This window comes from Streptomyces hiroshimensis, assembly GCF_014650335.1.
Lineage (GTDB): Bacteria > Actinomycetota > Actinomycetes > Streptomycetales > Streptomycetaceae > Streptomyces > Streptomyces hiroshimensis.
In genome coordinates, this window is sequence record NZ_BMUT01000005.1 from 205,636 (window position 1) to 225,672 (window position 20,037).

Genomic DNA, 20,037 nt, shown 5'->3' on the forward strand with positions numbered 1-20,037 from the left:
CCCCCCCGGCGCCCGGGCGGCGCGGGGAGCGCCCGCTCCCCGCACAGGAGGCTTACTCCTTGTCGTCCACCCAGCTCATCAGCTTGCGCAGCTTCTTGCCGGTGGTCTCCAGCAGGTGGTCCTCGTCGGCCTTCTTGTACTCGTTGTACTTGGGCAGGCCGGCCTGGTACTCCTTCATCCAGTTGTTGGCGAAGGTGCCGTCCTGGATCTCGCCGAGGACCTTCTTCATCTCGGCCTTGGTGCCCTCGTTGACGATGCGCGGGCCGGTGACGTAGTCGCCCCACTCGGCGGTCTCGGAGACCGACCAGCGCATCTTCTCCAGGCCGCCCTCGTACATCAGGTCCACGATCAGCTTGAGCTCGTGGAGGCACTCGAAGTACGCGATCTCCGGCTGGTAGCCGGCCTCGACCAGGGTCTCGAAGCCCGCCTTGACGAGCGCCGACGCGCCGCCGCACAGCACGGCCTGCTCGCCGAAGAGGTCGGTCTCGGTCTCCTCGGTGAAGGTCGTCTTGATGACGCCGGCGCGGGTGCCGCCGATGGCCTTGGCGTAGGAGAGGGCGAGCGCGAAGGCGTTGCCGGAGGCGTCCTGCTCGACGGCCGCGATGCACGGCACGCCGCGGCCCTCCTCGTACTGGCGGCGGACCAGGTGGCCCGGGCCCTTGGGGGCGACCATGCAGACGTCGACGCCGGCCGGGGGCTTGATGAAGCCGAAGCGGATGTTGAAGCCGTGGCCGAAGAAGAGCGCGTCGCCGTCCTTGAGGTAGTCCTTGACGGACTCCTCGTAGACCTTGGCCTGGATCGGGTCCGGGACGAGGATCATGATGACGTCGGCCTCGGCCGCGGCCTCGGCCGGGGTGACGACGCGCAGGCCCTGCTCCTCGGCCTTCTGCTTGGACTTGGAGCCCTCGTGCAGGCCCACGCGGACGTCGACGCCCGAGTCGCGCAGGGACAGCGCGTGGGCGTGGCCCTGGCTGCCGTATCCGAGGACCGCGACCTTGCGGCCCTGGATGATGGACAGGTCGGCGTCGTTGTCGTAGAAGAGCTCGGCAGCCACGTTGGGGATTCTCCTTGTTTCCGGTTTTCCGGTTGTGCGTCCCACCGTATGACGGGCGGGCGGGGGAAAGATTTCAGGTCTCGGTATACGGATGGACTAGTTCCGGCCGGTCAGGCCGAACGGTCCAGCGCGCGCAGGCTGCGGTCCGTGATGGACCGGGCGCCGCGCCCTATGGCGATCGTCCCGGACTGCACCAGCTCCTTGATGCCGAACGGCTCCAGCATCTTGAGCATGGCGCCGAGCTTGTCGCTGCCGCCGGTCGCCTCGATGGTGACGGCCTCCGGGGAGACGTCGACGGTCTTGGCGCGGAAGAGCTGGACGATCTCGACGATCTGGGAGCGGGTCTCGTTGTCGGCGCGGACCTTCACCAGGACGAGTTCGCGGTGGATGGCCGCGCTGTCCTCCAGCTCGACGATCTTCAGCACGTTGACGAGCTTGTTGAGCTGCTTGGTCACCTGCTCCAGCGGCAGCGACTCGACGTTGACGACGATCGTGATGCGGGAGATGTCCGGGTGCTCGGTGACCCCGACGGCGAGGGAGTCGATGTTGAAGCCGCGGCGGGCGAACAGGGCGGCGATCCGGGTGAGGATGCCGGGGGTGTTCTCCACCAGGACGGAGAGCGTGTGCTTGGTCATGTGCTCGTTCTCTCTCTTCTCTCGGTCCCTCAGTCGTCCTCGGTGTCGCCGAAGTCCGGGCGGACTCCGCGCGCGGCGAGGATCTCGTCGTTGGAGGTGCCGGCGGCGACCATCGGCCAGACCATCGCGTCCTGGTGGACGATGAAGTCGATCACGACGGGCCGGTCGTTGATGGAGTTGGCCTTCTCGATGACGGCGTCGAGCTGGTCGGGGCGCTCGCAGCGGATGCCGACGCAGCCCATGGCCTCGGCGAGCTTGACGAAGTCCGGGACGCGGGTGCCCTTGCAGGGCTCGGTGCCGGCGCCCGTGGCGGAGCCGCCGTCGGAGACGGCCGGGCCCGTGTGGAGCACCGTGTTGGAGTAGCGCTGGTTGTAGAACAGGGTCTGCCACTGGCGGACCATGCCGAGGGCGCCGTTGTTGATGATGGCGACCTTGACCGGGATGTCGTTGAGCGCGCAGGTGACCAGTTCCTGATTGGTCATCTGGAAGCAGCCGTCGCCGTCGATGGCCCAGACGGTGCGGTCGGGCATGCCGGCCTTGGCGCCCATCGCCGCGGGCACGGAGTAGCCCATCGTCCCGGCGCCGCCGGAGTTGAGCCAGGTGGCGGGCTGCTCGTAGTCGATGAAGTGCGCGGCCCACATCTGGTGCTGGCCGACGCCGGCGGCGTAGATGGTGTCCTTCGGCGCGAGCTGCCCGATGCGCTGGATGACCTGCTGCGGGGAGAGGCTGCCGTCCTCGGGCTGGTCGTAGCCGAGGGGGTAGGTGTCGCGCCAGCGGTTGAGGTCCTGCCACCAGGCGGCGTATCCCGTCCGGGCGGCCTCACCGTTACGGCCCTCGGCGTGCTCGGCCTGGAGGGCGACGATCAGGTCGGCGATGACCTCGCGGGCGTCACCGACGATCGGGACGTCGGCGGCGCGGTTCTTGCCGATCTCGGCGGGGTCGATGTCGGCGTGGACGATCTTGGCGTACGGGGCGAAGGAGTCCAGCTTGCCGGTGACGCGGTCGTCGAAGCGGGCGCCGAGGGCGATGATCAGGTCGGACTTCTGCAGGGCGGTGACGGCGGCGACGGAGCCGTGCATGCCGGGCATGCCCAGGTGCTGGGGGTGGCTGTCGGGGAAGGCGCCGAGCGCCATCAGGGTGGTGGTGACGGGGGCGCCGGTCAGCTCGGCGAGCACCTTCAGCTCGGCGGTCGCGCGGGCCTTGAGGACGCCGCCGCCGACGTAGAGCACGGGGCGGGCGGCCTGGCTGATCAGCTTGGCGGCCTCGCGGATCTGCTTGGAGTGCGGCTTGGTGACCGGGCGGTAACCGGGCAGGTCGGTGTGCGGGGGCCAGCTGAAGGTGGTCTGCGCCTGCAGGGCGTCCTTGGCGATGTCGACGAGCACGGGGCCGGGGCGGCCGGTGGAGGCGACGTGGAAGGCCTCGGCGATGGTGCGGGGGATCTCGGCGGGGTCGGTCACCAGCCAGTTGTGCTTGGTGATCGGCATGGTGATGCCGCAGATGTCCGCCTCCTGGAAGGCGTCCGTGCCGATCGCCTTGGAGGCGACCTGGCCGGTGATGGCGACCAGCGGGACGGAGTCCATGTGGGCGTCGGCGATCGGGGTGACGAGGTTGGTGGCACCGGGGCCGGAGGTGGCCATGCAGACGCCGACCTTGCCCGTGGCCTGGGCGTATCCGGTCGCGGCGTGGCCTGCGCCCTGCTCGTGACGGACCAGGACGTGGCGGACCTTCGAGGAGTCCATCATCGGGTCGTACGCGGGGAGGATCGCCCCGCCCGGGATCCCGAACACGATCTCGGCCCCGACCTCCTCCAGCGAGCGGATGAGGGACTGCGCGCCCGTGACGTGCTCGACGGTGGCGGGCTGGTGCGCCGCGCCGTTACGGGCCCGCGGCTGCGGATGGTGGGCCCCGGTGGCCTGCTCGGTCATCGACATTCTCTTCTCGAAGGATTTCGACGGGTTCGATCGACGGATTCGACGGGTTCGACTGATTGAGCGGAGGTCGGTTTGGGTGGGTCTGTCACGTTCTAGTGCAACAAAAAACCCCTCGTGCCGTGAGGCAAGCGAGGGGAGCGCGCCGGTGTGGTCAGCAGGGCGTGTGAAAGGGCCTGCTTCAGCCGACGCGCTTTCCAAGTACGAGAATTCGGGTGCGCATGGAACCGACCCTCCACCCGCCACCTGGGAAGTGTCAAGTGGGTGGGACGGGCGTCTCATTATTTGAGCGCAATGGAGCATGGGCGAGCGATCCGGCGCCCCCCGCGGACCCGGATCGTGTAGCGGACGGTACTGCTCCTGCGGGCAGGGCGCCGCCTCCGACCCACGCTTTTGCGCCATCCCCCGGCGCGCCGGGGACGGGGTAGGCCCCGAGGTTCAGCGCGTGGCGCAGGCGGTGCTCGTCGAGCGGCCCGGCGAAGGCGGCGCCCAGGGCGTGGGTGCAGCCCATCGCGCGCAGGGCGAGTGCCTGCTCGGGGACGTCGACGCCGTCGGCGACGGACTGCATGCCCAGGTCGGTGGCGATCCTCAGCAGCCCGGCGGTGATCTTGTGCAGCCGGGCGGACTCCACCACGCCGTCGACCAGCCCGCGGTCGAGCTTGAGGGTGTCGATGGGCAGCCGGCGCAGGGCGCTGATGGCGGCATAGCCGCTGCCGAAGCCGTCGAGGGCGATCCGCACCCCCATCCGGCGCAGGGCGGCCAGCCGCCGCTCCAGCTCGTCCAGCGGCACCCGGGGGTCGCTTCCGGACAGCTCCAGGACGAGCGCGCCGGAGGGCAGCCCGTGGCGGATCAGCAGCCCCTCCAGGTTCTTGGCGGGCAGCGACCTGTCCATCAGCCGGGCGGCGGACAGCCGGACGTACACGGGCACGGGGTGCCCCGCGCGGCAGCGCTGGGCGGCCTGCTCGACGGCCTTCTCCACCGTCCAGCGGCCCAGTTCGGCGATGCGGGCGGCCTCGTCGCCCCGGTCGTTCTCGGCCACGCGGAGATACTCCGCAGGGGTGAACAGTATTCCCTGGGCGGAGCGCCAGCGGGGCTGGGCGGCGACCGCCGTGACCGCGCCCGTGCCCAGATCGACGACGGGCTGGTGCAGCAGGGCGAACTCGCCCTCGTGCAGGGCGGTGCGCAGCCGTGTGGCGAGCTCGGCGCGGCGGACGACATCGGCCTGCATCTGCGGTGCGTAGAGCTCGACGCGGCCCTTGCCGGCCTGCTTGGCGCGGTACATCGCGAGGTCGGCGTTGCGCATCAGCTCGCCCGGGGTGATGCCGGGCTCGGCGAAGGCCACGCCGATGCTGGCGGCGACGCGGACCTCGGTGCCTCCTTCCACGCGGTAGGGCTGGGAGAGGGTGACCCGCAGCCGGTCGGCGATCTCGTGGATGCGGTACTCGCGGGCGGCGGGGTCGCGGGTGCCGTCGCCGATGATGAGCGCCGCGAATTCGTCGCCTCCGAAGCGGGCCGTGGAGTCGCCCGCGCGGACGGAGTCCTGGAGGCGACGGGCCGCCTGGACGAGCAGCTCGTCGCCGGCTTGGTGGCCGACGCTGTCGTTCACCGCCTTGAAGCCGTCGAGGTCGATGAAGAGCACGGCGGTGCCCGCGTCGGTCGCTCTGCGGCCGGTGAGGGCCTGCTGGACGCGCTTGGTGAACAGGGCGCGGTTGGGCAGGTCGGTGAGCGGGTCGTGCTCGGCCGTGTGCTGGAGCTGGGCCTGGAGGCGGACGCGCTCGGTGACGTCGCGGCTGTTGAAGATCAGGCCGCCGTGGTGGCGGTTGACCGTGGACTCGACGTTGAGCCATTCGCCGTCGCCGGAGCGGAAGCGGCACTCGATGCGGGTCGTGGGCTCCTCGGCGGGCGGCGCCGCGAGGAAGCGGCGCACCTCGTGGACGACTCTGCCCAGGTCCTCCGGGTGGATCAGCGAGGCCAGCTCGGAGCCGACGAGGTCTTCGGCCTCGCGCCCGTAGACCCCGGCGGCGGCCGGGCTGACGTAGCGCAGTATGCCCGTGGGCGCGGCGATCATGATCACATCGCTGGAGCCCTGGACGAGGGAGCGGAAGTGGTTCTCCTTCTGGGCCAGTTCCTGGGTGAGGGAGATGTTGTCCAGCAGCATGATGCCCTGGCGGATCACCAGGGCCAGGACGACCGTGCAGCCGGTGAACAGGACCACTTTGTCGACCTGGTGGCCGTCCAGGACGTTGTAGAGGATGCCCAGGGTGCACACCGCGGCGGCCAGGTACGGCGTGAGGGCCGCGAGGGAGCCGGCGATGGGGCGGCTGGGGTGGTGCGGGTGCTGGGCCGAGCGGGCCGGGGCGGCATCGTCGCCGTCCTCGCGCGCGACCCAGGGGGCGTACGCCATGAGCATGTAGCCCGCGAACCAGCCGGCGTCGAGGATCTGGCCCGAGCGGTAGTGCGAGCGCAGCAGCGGCGAGGTGAACAGGGCGTCGCACAGGACCGTCAGGGCGAGGGCCGCGATGGCGGTGTTGATGGCGGAGCGGTTGGCGGTCGAGCGCCGGAAGTGCAGGGCCAGCACCATGGACACCAGGGCGATGTCCAGCAGCGGATAGGCCAGGGAGAGCGCGGCGTGGGCGACGCTCTCGCCCTCGAAGTGGGCGGTGTGCGCGAGCGCGAGGCTCCAGGAGAGCGTGAGCAGCGAGCCGCCGGTGAGCCAGGCGTCCAGGGCCAGGCAGACCCAGCCGGCCCGGGTGACGGGGCGGCGGGCGAGGACCAGCAGGCCGATGATGGCCGGCGGCGCGAAGAGCAGGAAGCAGAAGTCGGCGATGGACGGCGTCGGCACGCGGGCGTCGAGGACGACCTCGTACCAGCCCCAGACAACGTTGCCGAGGCCGGCCATGGCCGAGGACGCGGCGAAGAGGAACCAGGCGAGCCGGAACCGCGTGCGGTGTGTGCGCCCGTACCAGAAGCAGGAGACGGCGGCGAGGACCGCGGCGCCGCCGAGGCCGAAGTCGCCCATGGCGGAGGCGAGCTCGCTCGATCCCCAGCCGAAGGCCGCACCTGTGGCATAGCCGCCGCAGACGAGGGCCAGCAGCAGCTGGGAGACCGGGCCCGAGCCGCCGGACGGGCGGGACAGGGCCGCCCCCGGGGCGCTCACCGCGCCGCCGTCCGAAGGAGCGGGATCCATGGAAGCCACAGGAGCAGCGTCGCCACGCAGTGCGGTCGCGGTGCACAGGGCGGTCGTGGTGCACAGTGCGGTCGTGGTCGGTGCGTGAGCCGCGTCGGGTTGATCGTCCATTGGCCGTGCATCGCCCGTCGCCCCCCTCGAGTTCCGGTCCTCGCTGCGGCCGTTCCTGTGCACGCCGCAGCCCCCGTCCGGACGATACACCAGACTCGTCACTCAGGGACATAGCTCATATACATAGCGTAATCAGCCACGGGGTTATGGACACTGAGTGCAGTCGAACGGTACCTCTACGTGGTATCTAGCGGGCGACGACTACGACATTTTGCAGTGGCGCGTCCAGAGCGAATCTGGCCAGCTGATCACGCAGCAGCCGCTCGGCGCGCGGCAGGAAGGCCGAAGAGGGCCCACCCACATGGGGGGTGATCAGTGCCCCCGGCGCGCTCCACAGCGGGTGCCCGGGCGGCAGCGGCTCGGGGTCCGTGACATCGAGTGCGGCACGCAGCCGACCTGCGTCCAGCTCGGCGAGAAGGGCCGTGGTGTCGACGACGGGACCGCGCGCGACGTTCACCAGCAGCGCCCCGTCCTTCATCCGCGCCAGGAAACCGGCGTTGACGAGCCCCCGGGTCTCCTCGGTGAGCGGCGTCGCGAGAATCACGACGTCGGCGTCGTGCAGCAAGCCGGGCAGGGCGGCGATCGGGTGCACGGGACCGCGCGCACTGTCCCGTGCGGAGCGTGCGACGCGTGTGACCCGCGCGCACTCGAAGGGCGCGAGCCGGTCCTCAATGGCGCTGCCGATCGAACCGTAACCCACAATGAGCACCGACTTGTCGGCCAGCGCCGGCCGGAAGCCCTGGCGCCACTCCCCCGCGTCCTGCGCGCGCACGAAGCCGGGGATGTCGCGCAGCGAGGCGAGGGTGAGGGTGAGTGCGAGTTCGGCGGTGCTCGCGTCGTGCAGCCCGCGGGCGTTGCACAGCACGGCGCCCTTCGGCAGCCGGTCCACGACGGGCAGCAGGTGGTCCACGCCCGCGGTGAGCGCCTGCACGACCCGTACGCGCGTCATGGCGGCCAGCGGGCGCAGGCACGGCTCGGGGTCGGTGACGTACGGGACCGCGTAGAAGTCGCAGCGGGCGGGGTCGGTGGGGTAGTCCGGTCCGCCGTCCCAGAAGGCGTAGTCGAGGCCCTCCGGCAGCCCTTCGATCCGCTCGGGCGGGAAGGGCAGCCAGACCAGGGGGCGGGCGGAACCGCTGTCATCTGCACTCATGCCTGGAGGCTATGCGATCGGGCCGTCGCGGCAGAGGTTAGTTTGGGGGCGAGGAACGGGAGGGGTACGGCCGGTGGAGCGCAGGAATATCGGTGCGGCGGCGCTCGAAGTGGGCGCGATCGGCCTGGGGTGCATGCCCATGCACTGGGGATACACCGCCTCCCAGCGGAGCGGGCAGGGCGCGCTGCGCACGGTGCACGCGGCGCTCGACGCCGGCACGACCCTGCTGGACACCGCGGACATGTACGGGCCTTTCACCAACGAGTTGCTGGTGGGGCGGGTGCTGCGGGAGAGGCGTTCCGAGGCGTTCGTGTCGACCAAGTGCGGCCTGCTGGTGGGCGACAGCCACATCGTCGCCAACGGCCGCCCCGGCTATGTGAAACGGGCCTGCGACGCCTCGCTGCGCCGGCTGCAGACCGACGTCATCGACGTCTACCAGCTGCACCGGCCCGATCCCGAGGTGCCCGTCGAGGAGACCTGGGGCGCGATGGCGGATCTGGTCTCCGCGGGCAAGGTGCGGGCACTGGGCTGGTGTGCGATCGGTGCGCGCAGACACCGCCGGTCGCGCGCGGGGCTGTACGACGCGACGATCCGGCAGCTGGAACGGGTGCAGCAGGTGTTCCCGGTGAGCTGTGTGCAAGTGGAGTTGTCGGTGTGGTCCCGGGAGGCGCTCGACGCACTCGTGCCCTGGTGCGCCTCCCGGGGCGTCGGCCTGCTGGCCGCCATGCCCCTGGGGAATGGTTTCCTCAGCGGCACGCTCACGCCGGGGCAGGGCTTCGAGCCGGAGGACCTCCGGGCGCGCCACCCGCGCTTCACCGCCGAGATGATGGCCGCCAACCAGCCGATCGTGGCGGGGCTGCGCCGGGTCGCGCTGCGCCACGACGCGACGGCCGCGCAGGTCGCCCTGGCCTGGGTGCTGGCGCAGGGCCGGCACGTCATACCCGTACCGGGCACGAAGAAGCCGGTGTGGGCGGTGCAGAACGCCGCGGCGGCCCAACTGCGGCTCACTCCCGAGGACTTCGCGGAGATAGCCGCACTGCCCCGGGCCATGGGGTCCTGGGACTGACGGGGCACGGCAAGGCGCACCGGACAAGGTGCGCCTACGCGCGCGTGCGCGCGCGTGGCCACGCCCCCGGTATGGCACAGTGCCGGGTGAACGATGGCTGCACCGGCGAGAGGAACGCACCGTGCGACGACGTCCCCGTGTCCGTACCGGCGCCGCCGCGCCGGCCGCCGCGCTGCTGCTGACCGTCTCCTTGCTGCTCGCGGGCTGTTCGGGCGGGGAGGGCTTCCCGGGCGTGGGCCCGTCGCCGGGTTCGGCGGCCAAGTCGCCCGGGAAGGACGGCTCTTCGGCCACCCCCTCGGCCTCGCCGGCGCCCGCCAAGGGCTCGGTCAAGGTCGTCCGGACGCTCACCGCCAAGCTCGGCTCGCCGTGGGGCGTCGCAGCGCTGCCCGGCGGCGACCTCCTGGCCGGCTCGCGCGACACCGGAAAGATCATCCGGGTGGCGGCGAAGGACGGGGCGCAGAGCGAGGTGGGCGAGGTGCCCGGCGTCGTCAAGGGCGGCGAGGGCGGCCTGCTGGGCCTCGCGGTCTCGCCCGACTTCGCCACCGACCGCCTGGTGTACGCGTACTTCACCACCGATTCGGACAACCGCATCGCCCGCCTGCGCTACGACGAGCGCAAGCCCGCGGGGCAGCGGCTGGGGGCGCCCGACACGGTGCTCCGGGGCATCCCCAAGGGCGCGGTCCACAACGGCGGCCGCATCGCCTTCGGCCCCGACCGGATGCTCTACGCCGGGACGGGCGAGAGCGGGCAGCGCGGCCTCGCCCAGGACAAGGAGTCCCTCGGCGGGAAGGTCCTGCGCATGACGCCGGACGGCCGCCCCGCGTACGGCAACCCCGAGGAGAACTCCGTCGTCTACTCCTACGGCCACCGCAACGTGCAGGGCCTGGCGTGGGACGCGGGCAACCGCCTGTGGGCGTCGGAGTTCGGTCAGGACACCTGGGACGAGCTCAACCTGATCCGGCCCGGCGGCAACTACGGCTGGCCCGTCGCCGAGGGCAAGGCGGGCAGGTCCGGCTACACCGACCCCGTCGAGCAGTGGAAGACCTCCGACGCCTCCCCCAGCGGCCTCGCCTTCGCCAAGGGCTCGCTGTGGATGGCGGGCCTGCGCGGCGAGCGCCTGTGGCGGATCCCGCTGGACGGCACGAGGCCGGTGGCCGGCCCGCAGGCGTTCCTGCAGGGCGAGTACGGGCGGCTGCGCACGGTCGTGGCCACGGACGACGGCGGGCTGTGGCTGACGACGAGCAACACCGACGGGCGCGGGAAGCCGGGCGGGGAGGACGACCGCATCCTGCGGCTCGAAGTGAGCTGAGCGCCTCCGCACCGCTTTTCCTTGGACCGTACATCAGTCCGCCTATGCTGGACGGAAGGGACAGCGACGGGAGTTGAGATGTTCAACGTGTTCGAGGAAGTGTTCGCGCCGGGCCGGAAGCACACTCAGGAGGAGCAGAACCGCCTCGAACTCACCCGCGACGACGTCGGCGACGGGGACCCCGCGCGCGGCCCGGTCGATCTCGACTCGGGCCTGGTGGTCATACGCCCGCCCCGGCAAGGCTCCGCTCGGGACTGACCTCGACGGGGCCGGGCTCCGGCTCCGCCTCCGGCTCGGCTTCCACCGGCTCCGGCGGCTCGATGCTGATCCGGGGCAGGCGGCGGTCCAGCCACGCCGGCAGCCACCAGTTGGCGCCGCCCAGCATGTGCATGAGGGCCGGCACCAGCAGCGTGCGCAGCACGAAGGCGTCGAGGGCGACGGCCGCCGCGAGGCCGATGCCGAACATCGCGATGACGCGGTCCCCGCTGAGGACGAAGGCCAGGAAGACCGAGATCATGATCACCGCCGCGGAGTTGATCACGCGGCTGGTCTCGGCGAGCCCGACGCGGACCGCCCGGGTGTTGTCGCGCGTGGCCAGCCACTCCTCGTACATCCGGCTGACCAGGAAGACCTGGTAGTCCATGGACAGTCCGAAGAGGACGGAGACCATGACGACGGGCAGGAAGGGCTCTATCGGCCCGGCGCCGCCGAGGCCGAGGAACCCGGCGCCCCAGCCCCACTGGAACATCGCGACGACGATGCCGAAGGACGAGGCGACGGCGGCGATGTTCATCAGCGCGGCCTTCAGGGGGATGCCGATGCTGCGGAAGGCCAGCAGGAGCAGCAGGCAGCCCAGGCCGACGACGGTGCCCACGAACAGCGGCAGCTTGCCGAGGATGATGCCGGCGAAGTCGTCGTAGCTCGCGGTCACGCCGCCGACGTGGACGTCCACCCCGGTGCCGGCGGTCGCCTTCGGCAGCACGGTGCCGCGCAGCCGGTCCACCAGGTCGCTGGTGTCGCGCGACTGCGGGGAGGTGGTGGGGACGACGCTGATGACGCCCGTGTCGCCGCTGGCGCTGACCTCGGCGGGCGAGGCGGAGGCGACGCCCTCGGTGTGCCGCAGGGCCTCGGGGAGCTTGGTGAAGGCGAGCCGGTCGGCGGCGCTGTCGAGATCGGCCACGAGGGTCAGGGGACCGTTGACGCCGGGCCCGAAGCCGCGGCCGAGCATGTCGTACGCCTGCCGCGTGGTGGACGTGGCCGGGTTGTTGCCCTGGTCGGAGGTGCCCAGGTGGAGGGAGAACGTGGGCAGCGCGAGCACGAGCATGACGGCCGCCGCCACGGTGCCCAGCAGCTTGGGGTGGCGCTCCACGAACGCGGACCAGCGGGCGGCCAGCCCCGTGGGCAGCTCCGGGCGGGGGCCGCTGCCGGCGAGCCGGCGGCGCTCGCGCCGGCTGAGGGCGCGCTCGCCGATGACCCCGAGGAGCGCGGGCAGCAGCGTGACCGAGGCGGCGACGGTGAGGACGACGGTGAGCGAGGCGGCGAGGGCGACCCCGTTGAGGAAGCTCAGCCGCAGGATGAGCATGCCCAGCAGCGCCACGCACACGGTGCCGCCCGCGAAGACGACGGCGCGCCCGGTGGTGGCGACGGCCCGCTCGGCCGCGACGGCCACGGGCAGCCCCGCCCGCAGGCCCTTGCGGTGCCGGGTGACGATGAACAGGGCGTAGTCGATTCCCACGCCGAGTCCGATGAGGGTGCCGAGCATGGGCGCGAAGTCGGCGACGTTCATGACGTGGCCGAGCAGCTGGGTGCCCATGGAAGCGGTGCCCACGCCCACGAGGGCCGTGGCGATCGGCAGCAGGCTCGCGGCCAGGGATCCGAAGACGACGAAGAGCACGACGGCGGCGACGGCGATCCCGATGATCTCGCTGAGGTGGCCGCTCGCGGCCTCCCCGGTGGCGATGCCGGTGCCGCCGAGGGCGACCTCCAGATTGCCGTCCGACGCGCCCCGTGCGGTGTCGACGACCTGGTGCACCAGCTCCTTGCCGGGGTCGCCGGGGGAGGTGAAGGTGAGGGAGGCGTACGCGGTGTGCCCGTCGGGGCTGATCCTGGCGGCGCCGTCGGGGCCGCTGTACGGGCCGCTGACGGACTCGACGCCGGGCAGCGCCGCGATGTCGTGCAGGGCCTCGGTCATGCGCTGCTCGACGGCGGCGGCGCGCACGGTGCCGCTGCCGGTGTGCCAGACGATGGTGTCGTCGCCGCCCTGGCCGGGGAAGCCCGCCTCAAGGAGCGCGCCCGCACGGGCGGCCTCGGTGCCGGGGACGCCGTAGTCGTTGGAGTACGCCGGGCCTGCCAGGGTCGCGGCCGCGGCGGTGCCCGCGAGGGCCACGAGCCACAGCACGATCACGGCGAAACGACGGCGCAGGCACCATCGGGCGAGTGAGGTCATTCGGGCTGCTTCCCGGTTGTCGCGTCGATCCCGCCGGGAGACTGCCCCGTGCATTTCCGAGCGCATGAGCTGTTGGGCCTGGGGCCCCGCAGCGCGAGAGACGCGGTAGGGGGCCCCTTGCCGAACCACTGTGACAGCGGAAAAAGATCCTTTGTCCGCTTTGTGGCCCACCCCACACGGGGGCCGTTCACGAACCGCTCAGCGCAGGGTCCGCAGCTCAGCGCAGGTACGGCCCGGCTCAGCGCAGGGACTGCTGCCAGCTGTGGGCGACGTCCACGACGATGCGGTTGCGCTCCTGGAAGACCCGGAAGGGCAGCCGCGCCCGGACGCCGACGCCGATCACGGTGTCGCCCTCGAAGCTGCTGGCGAAGCGGGTGTCCTGGAAGGTGCGGAAGCCGGTGAGGTCCACGCCCGTCAGCGGCTGTCCGGCGTGGCCGGGGTAGCGCGGCTCGCCGCCGCTCGGGTCGTAGCTCGGGGCGGCCACGCGGACCGCCAGGATCGCGCCGCCGCCGACCGGGATCACATCGCCCGAGCCGTCCTGGCGCAGCTGGTCCACGTACTCCACGCGGTAGCCGATGGGACGGTCGCCGATGCCCTGGACGTCGAAGACCAGGCGGTCGTAGCACTCGTGCGACCCGGCCCTGATGTCCAGCAGCGGGCGGTACGCCGTGTCCGTGCTGACCTTGGGCAGGCTCCCCCAGCCCGCCTCGCACTTCACCGCGGCCGCCGCCTCCGTGGCCGCGCCGGCCGGGACCGTCGCGACCAGCAGGCCTGCGCCCGCCAGCGTGAGCGCAGCCAGCGCCCTGCTCAACCGTCTCATGTGCCAACCCCCAGATATATCGACTGCGGGCACCTGGTGGGCCCGCAGTCGGGATCATGCCGGACGGGGGACATGAAGGCCATAGAGCAGAGGAAACCAGCCATTCCCGGATCATTCCCGGACAGACAATGGCCGCCCCTTCGAAAAGGGGCGGCCATCGGATGTCGCAGAACGCTGCCTATGAGCTGATGATCAGCCCTCGGCCGGTCAGCCCTCGACGCCGAGGCGCTCCAGGATGAGCTCACGGACACGTGCCGCGTCGGCCTGGCCGCGCGTGGCCTTCATGACCGCGCCGACCAGCGCACCCGCCGCCGCGACCTTGCCGCCGCGGATCTTGTCCGCGATGGCGGCGTTGGCCGCGATGGCCTCGTCCACGGCGGCACCCAGGGCGCTGTCGTCGGAGACGACCTTCAGACCGCGCTTGTCGACGACGGCGTCCGGGTCGCCCTCGCCCGCGAGCACGCCCTCGATGACCTGGCGGGCCAGCTTGTCGTTGAGCGAGCCCTCGGCGACGAGCGCCGCCACCCGGGCGACCTGCGCCGGGGTGATCGGCAGCGCCGCGAGGTCCGTACCGGACTCGTTGGCGCTGCGGGCCAGCTCGCCCATCCACCACTTGCGTGCGGCGGCGGAGTCGGCACCGGCCTCGACGGTCGCGACGATCAGGTCGACCGCGCCCGCGTTGAGGATCGACTGCATGTCGTGCTCGGTGACGCCCCAGTCCTCACGGAGGCGGTTGCGGCGCACGCGCGGCAGCTCGGGCAGGGTGCCCCGCAGCTCCTCGACCCACTCGCGGGAGGGGGCCACCGGCACCAGGTCCGGCTCGGGGAAGTAGCGGTAGTCCTCGGCCTCTTCCTTGATGCGGCCGGAGGTGGTCGACCCGTCCTCCTCGTGGAAGTGGCGGGTCTCCTGCACGATCGTGCCGCCGGCCGAGAGGACGGAGGCGTGCCGCTGGACCTCGAAGCGCACCGCGCGCTCGACGGAGCGCAGCGAGTTGACGTTCTTGGTCTCGGAGCGGGTGCCGAACTTCTCCCGGCCGTGCGGACGCAGCGACAGGTTCACGTCGCAGCGCATCTGGCCCATCTCCATCCGGGCCTCGGAGACGCCCAGCGCCTTGATGAGCTCGCGCAGCTCGGCCACGTAGGCCTTGGCGACCTCCGGGGCCCGCTCGCCCGCGCCCTCGATCGGCTTGGTGACGATCTCGATCAGCGGGATGCCGGCACGGTTGTAGTCCAGCAGGGAGTGCTGGGCGCCGTGGATGCGGCCGGTGGCACCGCCCACGTGGGTGGACTTGCCGGTGTCCTCCTCCATGTGGGCGCGCTCGATCTCCACGCGGAAGACCTCGCCGTCCTCCAGCTGCACGTCGAGGTAGCCGTTGAAGGCGATCGGCTCGTCGTACTGGGAGGTCTGGAAGTTCTTCGGCATGTCCGGATAGAAGTAGTTCTTCCGGGCGAAGCGGCACCACTCGGCGATCTCGCAGTGCAGCGCGAGGCCGATCTTGATGGCGGACTCGACGCCGGTGGCGTTGACCACCGGCAGGGCGCCGGGCATGCCGAGGCAGACCGGGCAGGTCTGGGTGTTGGGGTCCGCGCCCAGCTCCGTGGAGCAGCCGCAGAACATCTTCGTCTTGGTGCCGAGCTCGACATGGACCTCCAGGCCCATGACGGGGTCGTAGGAAGCCAGCGCGTCCTCGTACGACACCAGTTCAGTGACGGTCACGGAAAACTAACCTCTCAGGTCCTGGCTCAGTCCGCGAGGACGTCGTCGCTGTTCATCCGGCGCAGCTCGCGCACCAGCAGCGCGACACCGGTGGCGATGGCGGCGGCGGAGACGATCGCGTCGACCAGCTGGAGCGTGTCCTGCTCGCCGCGCGCCTTCTTCGCCTGCTTGAGCACGCTGACGGCGCCGAACAGCGTGGTGCCGATCGACAGATACGTACCGGGCTTGGACTTCTTGAAGCCCTTGGCCTTCTTCAGGGCGCTCGGCTTGCTCACTTCGGTGCTCACAGCGACGGTGCCTCCTCGAGCAGGTGGTGGCCCCAGCGGGCGGTGAACGCGGCCTCGACCGCGGCACCGACCTTGTAGAGCCGGTCGTCCTTCAGGGCGGGAGCGATGATCTGCAGACCGACCGGCAGGTTGTCCTCGGGCGCCAGGCCGCACGGCAGCGACATGGCGGCGTTGCCCGCCAGGTTGGTCGGGATGGTGCACAGGTCCGCGAGGTACATCGCCATCGGGTCGTCGGCGCGCTCGCCGATCGCGAAGGCGGTGGTCGGGGTGGTCGGCGAGACGATCACGTCGACCTGCTCGAACGCCTTCTCGAAGTCGCGCGTGATGAGCGTGCGGACCTTCTGCGCCGAGCCGTAGTAGGCGTCGTAGTAGCCCGAGCTCAGGGCGTACGTGCCGAGCATGACGCGGCGCTTGACCTCGGGGCCGAAGCCGGCCTCGCGGGTGAGGGCGGTGACGTCCTCGGCGGAGCGGGTGCCGTCGTCGCCGGCCCGCAGGCCGTAGCGCAGGCCGTCGAAGCGGGCCAGGTTCGAGGAGCACTCGGACGGCGCGATCAGGTAGTACGCGGCCAGCGCCAGGTCGAAGGACGGGCAGTCCAGCTCGACGATCTCGGCGCCCAGCTCCTTGAGCAGCTCCACCGACTCGTCGAAGCGCTGCACGACGCCGGCCTGGTAGCCCTCGCCGCGGAACTGCTTGACGACGCCGACGCGCATGCCGGCGACCGAGCCGTTGCGGGCCGCCTCGACGACCGGCGGGACCGGGGCGTCGATGGACGTGGAATCCATCGGGTCGTGGCCGGCGATCACCTCGTGCAGCAGGGCCGCGTCCAGGACCGTACGGGCGCAGGGCCCGCCCTGGTCGAGGGAGGAGGAGAAGGCCACCATGCCGTAGCGCGAGACCGAGCCGTAGGTCGGCTTGACGCCGACGGTGCCGGTCACGGCGGCGGGCTGACGGATCGAGCCGCCGGTGTCCGTGCCGATGGCGAGGGGGGCCTCGTACGCGGCGAGCGCCGCGCTGGAGCCGCCGCCGGAGCCGCCGGGGATCTTGGTGAGGTCCCAGGGGTTGCCGGTCGGGCCGTAGGCGCTGTTCTCCGTGGAGGAGCCCATCGCGAACTCGTCCATGTTGGTCTTGCCGAGGATGACGACGTCCGCGTCCTTCAGGCGCTTGGTGAGCGTCGCGTCGTACGGCGGGATCCAGCCCTCGAGGATCTTCGAGCCGACCGTGGTCGGGATCCCCTTGGTGGTGAAGATGTCCTTCAGCGCCAGCGGGACGCCGGCCAGCGGGCCGAGCTTCTCGCCGCGCTCGCGCTTGGCGTCGACCTCACGGGCCTGGGCCAGGGCGCCCTCGCGGTCCACGTGGAGGAAGGCGTGCACCTTCTCGTCCACGGCCTCGATCCGGGCCAGGTGGGCCTCGGTGACCTGGACGGCGGTGAGCTCGCCGGAGGCGATCTTCGCCGCGATCTCGGCGGCGGTGAGCTTGATGATGTTGATGTCCGTCATGGCTGACTAGTCCTCCCCCAGGATCTGCGGCACCTTGAAACGCTGCTGCTCCTGGGCGGGGGCGCCGGAGAGCGCCTCCTGCGGGGTCAGCGACGGACGGACCTCGTCCGGGCGCATGACGTTGGTCAGCGGCAGCGGGTGGGACGTCGGGGGGACGTCCTGCTCGGCGACCTCGGAGACGCGGGCGACCGCGCCGATGATGTCGTCGAGCTGGCCGGCGAAGTGCTCGAGCTCTTCGTCCTTGAGCTCCAGACGTGCCAGCCGTGCGAGGTGGGCTACCTCCTCGCGCGTGATGCCAGGCATGCGGCGATCCTCAGGGGTTGTAACGGATTCTGGGCGGGTTGTGCGCCCAATCCTATGGCTCCGGGAGCCGTGCCTGCTAAACGCTTTCCGCGTGGCTGCGACCCGGGGCACGGCGGGACGTGACCGGCGCTGTCGGCCTGCCCTACGGGCGGGGTCGTCCGGGTGTGTTCTTCCGCCGCCGCGGCGCGCAAGCCCCGCCGGGGTGACCGGCGGTGCCGGACCGGCCGCAACCCCTAGGTGACCGCGTCCTCCTCCGCGGGGGCGGACGCCGCCGCGGCGACGCGGTCGACCTCCCGGTGCCAGCCGGACTCGTTGCGCAGGCGCAGCCACGCCGTGGTCTCGTCCGGCGGCATGGCCGCGGCGACGAGCCAGCCCTGGACGGCGTCGCAGCCGAGGTCCCGCAGGCGCTCCCAGGTCTCGTCGTCCTCGACGCCCTCGGCGACGACGAGCAGGCCGAGGGAGTGCGCGAGGTCGAGCGTGCAGCGGACGATCTCGGCGTCCTCGTTGTCGATGGCGAGCCGGGCCACGAACGAGCGGTCGATCTTCAGTTCGCTGACCGGGAGCCTGCGGAGGTGGACCAGGGACGAATACCCCGTGCCGAAGTCGTCGAGCGACATCTTCACCCCGTGGCCCGTCAGCCCTGCGAGGGTGTCCGCGGCCCGCTGCGGATCCTCCAGCAGCACGTGCTCGGTTATCTCCAGCTGCAGCGCCCCCGCAGGGACCCCGTGGCGGGCGAGCCGCGCCGCGACCGAGCCCGCGAATCCGGGAGTGTGAACGTCCCGAGGCGAGACGTTGACGGCGACCGGCACCTCCAGGCCCATGGCCCGCCACTTCGCGACCTGCCCGAGGGCGGTCTCCAGGACGTACTCGGTCAGCCTGGGCATCAGCCCCGACGACTCGGCGATCGCGATGAACTCGTCCGGCGAGACGCGCCCCCGCTCGGGGTGGACCCAGCGCACCAGCGCCTCCAGCCCCTCGACGTGCCCGTCGAAGCCGACCTTGGGCTGGTAGTGCAGCTCGACGTCGCCTGCGTCGAGCGCGCGGCGGAGGTCGCCGAGGAGGCCGAGCCGGTCGGGGGTGTTGCCGTCGCGGCGGGCCTCGTAGACCTCGACGCCGCTGCGGTCGCGCTTGGCCTGGTACATGGCGACGTCGGCCCGGCGCAGCAGCCCTTCGGCGTCGAGGGCGTGATCGGGGTAGACGGCGACGCCGGCGCTGGCCTCCAGCACGAGGGTGAGCCCGTCGAGGTCGAGGGGCGAGCCGAGCGCGGCCACCAGCGAACGGGCCACGCGCTGGGCGCTGGTGAGGGAGTCCGCGGTGGGCAGGAGCACCGCGAACTCGTCGCCGCCGAGCCGGGCGGCCTCCGCGTCGCGCGGGAGGGCGAGGCGCAGCCGCTCGGCTATCTGCAGCAGCAGCCGGTCTCCGGCGAGGTGGCCGAGGGTGTCGTTGACGGAGCGGAAGCGGTCGAGGTCGATGAGGACGAGGGCGGAGCGGGTCCCGGCGCGCTCGGCTTCGTCGAGCGCACTCCAGGTGCGCTCCAGGAGCCATTGGCGGTTGGGCAGTCCGGTGAGGGGGTCGCGCAGCTGTTCCTCGGCGCGGGCTCGGGCGATCCACAGCGTGGAGTCGAGGGCGATGAGGGGGACGGCGAACAGGGGCAGCAGCAGCGGCGCGTGGTCGGCGACGACGGCGATCAGCGGGGCGATGCCGAGGAGGGCGCCGCCGACGAGGGCCTGCCGGACGAGGGCGGTGCGGGCGATGGTGCTGAGGCCGGCCCGGGGGGCCATGGAGTACCAGAGCAGGGCGCGGGTGACCGCGAGGTACATGAAGGCGGCGAGGGCCACCTTGGGGATGGCGGTGAGCGGCCACTCGTCGGGCAGCCAGGGGCGCTCGACGGTGGAGACGACGCCGCACACGGCGAGGGCGAGTCCGGCGGCGCCGATGCCGAGGATGTCGACGGCACCGTGGAGTAAGGCCTGGCGCCAGCGGTGGCGGCGCGCGGTGGCGACGAGGAGGACGACGGCGATGCTGATCAGGACGGCGGGCAGCCAGCCGTAGAGCAGGAGGACGGCGAGGGTGAGGGCGGCGCCGGAGCCCGTGCCGCCCCACCAGCGGTCGCGCCCGAGGGCGACGAGGTGGGCGACGATGAGGCCGGTGAGGACGGCCAGCGACCAGCCGACGGTGTGTCCGGGGAAGACGGAGTGACCGGCGGTGAGCACCCGGCAGACCCCGGCGGCCAGTGCGAGCACCGCCACGGCGACACAGACCGTCGGCAGCGCGGGCGGAGGAACCCGGCGCAGCCGGGATGCCGGTTCGGCGCTGTCGGTGGGTTTCATGCCCGTCCCTCTCACAGCCGGCGGTGCCCGCGCCACGGCAGGCGCACATCTCAACAGTAGGCCGCAGAAGGCTACGGCGGGCAGCGATCGGCAGCGGTTGCCCGATTGGGATCCGACCTCTTGTAGCCATCTGGTATGCGCTGTAGGGGTAATGCCCACTGACTATGCGGGCATTACTCCGCTGGGGTGGCGACCGGTG

The 20,037-nt window shown here is 71.7% G+C and carries 15 protein-coding genes; 3 read left to right on the top strand and 12 right to left on the bottom strand.

What is annotated here, in order from left to right:
• Positions 1–52 precede the first annotated feature (52 nt).
• The 5 genes from ilvC to IE241_RS13930 all read right to left on the bottom strand — a co-directional run bounded on the left by ilvC (position 53) and on the right by IE241_RS13930 (position 8,065).
• Complete coding sequence (gene ilvC / locus IE241_RS13910) at positions 53–1,054, bottom strand: ketol-acid reductoisomerase (protein WP_190022021.1); 1,002 nt, start codon at positions 1,052–1,054, stop codon at positions 53–55.
• Between the two features lie 110 nt (positions 1,055–1,164).
• Positions 1,165–1,689 carry an acetolactate synthase small subunit gene (gene ilvN, locus IE241_RS13915; protein WP_058046407.1) on the bottom strand — a complete coding sequence of 175 codons (525 nt, stop codon included), beginning with the start codon at positions 1,687–1,689 and terminating at the stop codon, positions 1,165–1,167.
• 29 nt (positions 1,690–1,718) lie between these two features.
• Positions 1,719–3,620: an acetolactate synthase large subunit gene (locus IE241_RS13920; protein ID WP_190022022.1), complete on the bottom strand. Its 1,902-nt coding sequence runs from the start codon at positions 3,618–3,620 to the stop codon at positions 1,719–1,721.
• A 253-nt stretch (positions 3,621–3,873) separates the two neighbouring features.
• Positions 3,874–6,804, bottom strand: coding sequence for a putative bifunctional diguanylate cyclase/phosphodiesterase (locus tag IE241_RS13925; protein WP_190022023.1), 2,931 nt, complete (start codon positions 6,802–6,804; stop codon positions 3,874–3,876).
• A gap of 298 nt (positions 6,805–7,102) precedes the next feature.
• Positions 7,103–8,065, bottom strand: coding sequence for a 2-hydroxyacid dehydrogenase (locus IE241_RS13930; protein ID WP_190022024.1), 963 nt, complete (start codon positions 8,063–8,065; stop codon positions 7,103–7,105).
• 73 nt (positions 8,066–8,138) lie between these two features.
• Between IE241_RS13930 and IE241_RS13935 the strand changes: the two genes are divergently transcribed.
• The 3 genes from IE241_RS13935 (at position 8,139) to IE241_RS13945 (ending at position 10,698) form a co-directional block, all read left to right on the top strand.
• Entirely contained in the window at positions 8,139–9,131 is a 993-nt protein-coding gene (locus IE241_RS13935) for an aldo/keto reductase (RefSeq protein ID WP_190022025.1), read from the top strand.
• A 121-nt stretch (positions 9,132–9,252) separates the two neighbouring features.
• Positions 9,253–10,440 (top strand): PQQ-dependent sugar dehydrogenase, encoded by a 1,188-nt coding sequence (locus IE241_RS13940; RefSeq protein ID WP_190022026.1) that lies wholly within the window; start codon positions 9,253–9,255, stop codon positions 10,438–10,440.
• Between the two features lie 78 nt (positions 10,441–10,518).
• Positions 10,519–10,698 (top strand): DUF6191 domain-containing protein, encoded by a 180-nt coding sequence (locus IE241_RS13945; protein ID WP_190022027.1) that lies wholly within the window; start codon positions 10,519–10,521, stop codon positions 10,696–10,698.
• Here IE241_RS13945 and IE241_RS13950 read toward each other — a convergent pair.
• From IE241_RS13950 to IE241_RS13980, 7 genes are all read right to left on the bottom strand, one after another.
• Positions 10,661–12,886 (bottom strand): MMPL family transporter, encoded by a 2,226-nt coding sequence (locus IE241_RS13950; protein WP_190022028.1) that lies wholly within the window; start codon positions 12,884–12,886, stop codon positions 10,661–10,663. The genes IE241_RS13945 and IE241_RS13950 overlap by 38 nt on opposite strands.
• A 238-nt stretch (positions 12,887–13,124) precedes the next feature.
• The gene (locus tag IE241_RS13955; RefSeq protein WP_190022029.1) at positions 13,125–13,706 is read right to left on the bottom strand and encodes an AMIN-like domain-containing (lipo)protein; all 582 of its coding nucleotides are present in this window, start codon (positions 13,704–13,706) and stop codon (positions 13,125–13,127) included.
• 207 nt (positions 13,707–13,913) lie between these two features.
• The gene (gene gatB / locus IE241_RS13960) at positions 13,914–15,422 is read right to left on the bottom strand and encodes an Asp-tRNA(Asn)/Glu-tRNA(Gln) amidotransferase subunit GatB (RefSeq protein ID WP_190022030.1); all 1,509 of its coding nucleotides are present in this window, start codon (positions 15,420–15,422) and stop codon (positions 13,914–13,916) included.
• 26 nt (positions 15,423–15,448) lie between these two features.
• Positions 15,449–15,709, bottom strand: coding sequence for a hypothetical protein (locus IE241_RS13965; protein WP_229899213.1), 261 nt, complete (start codon positions 15,707–15,709; stop codon positions 15,449–15,451).
• Positions 15,706–17,205 carry an Asp-tRNA(Asn)/Glu-tRNA(Gln) amidotransferase subunit GatA gene (gene gatA / locus IE241_RS13970; RefSeq protein WP_190022031.1) on the bottom strand — a complete coding sequence of 500 codons (1,500 nt, stop codon included), beginning with the start codon at positions 17,203–17,205 and terminating at the stop codon, positions 15,706–15,708. The genes IE241_RS13965 and gatA overlap by 4 nt, the downstream gene beginning before the upstream one ends.
• Before the next feature lie 6 nt (positions 17,206–17,211).
• The gene (gene gatC / locus IE241_RS13975; protein WP_030368121.1) at positions 17,212–17,508 is read right to left on the bottom strand and encodes an Asp-tRNA(Asn)/Glu-tRNA(Gln) amidotransferase subunit GatC; all 297 of its coding nucleotides are present in this window, start codon (positions 17,506–17,508) and stop codon (positions 17,212–17,214) included.
• A gap of 233 nt (positions 17,509–17,741) precedes the next feature.
• Positions 17,742–19,838 carry a putative bifunctional diguanylate cyclase/phosphodiesterase gene (locus IE241_RS13980; RefSeq protein ID WP_190022032.1) on the bottom strand — a complete coding sequence of 699 codons (2,097 nt, stop codon included), beginning with the start codon at positions 19,836–19,838 and terminating at the stop codon, positions 17,742–17,744.
• Positions 19,839–20,037 lie beyond the last annotated feature (199 nt).

Coding starts and splice junctions, on each gene's coding strand:
- IE241_RS13980 (WP_190022032.1), bottom strand. CDS start 19,838: ATGAAACCCACCGACAGCGCCGAACCGGCATCCCGGCTGCGCCGGGTT.
- IE241_RS13930 (WP_190022024.1), bottom strand. CDS start 8,065: ATGAGTGCAGATGACAGCGGTTCCGCCCGCCCCCTGGTCTGGCTGCCC.
- IE241_RS13955 (WP_190022029.1), bottom strand. CDS start 13,706: ATGAGACGGTTGAGCAGGGCGCTGGCTGCGCTCACGCTGGCGGGCGCA.
- ilvN (WP_058046407.1), bottom strand. CDS start 1,689: ATGACCAAGCACACGCTCTCCGTCCTGGTGGAGAACACCCCCGGCATC.
- gatA (WP_190022031.1), bottom strand. CDS start 17,205: ATGACGGACATCAACATCATCAAGCTCACCGCCGCCGAGATCGCGGCG.
- gatC (WP_030368121.1), bottom strand. CDS start 17,508: ATGCCTGGCATCACGCGCGAGGAGGTAGCCCACCTCGCACGGCTGGCA.
- IE241_RS13945 (WP_190022027.1), top strand. CDS start 10,519: ATGTTCAACGTGTTCGAGGAAGTGTTCGCGCCGGGCCGGAAGCACACT.
- IE241_RS13925 (WP_190022023.1), bottom strand. CDS start 6,804: ATGGATCCCGCTCCTTCGGACGGCGGCGCGGTGAGCGCCCCGGGGGCG.
- IE241_RS13920 (WP_190022022.1), bottom strand. CDS start 3,620: ATGTCGATGACCGAGCAGGCCACCGGGGCCCACCATCCGCAGCCGCGG.
- IE241_RS13950 (WP_190022028.1), bottom strand. CDS start 12,886: ATGACCTCACTCGCCCGATGGTGCCTGCGCCGTCGTTTCGCCGTGATC.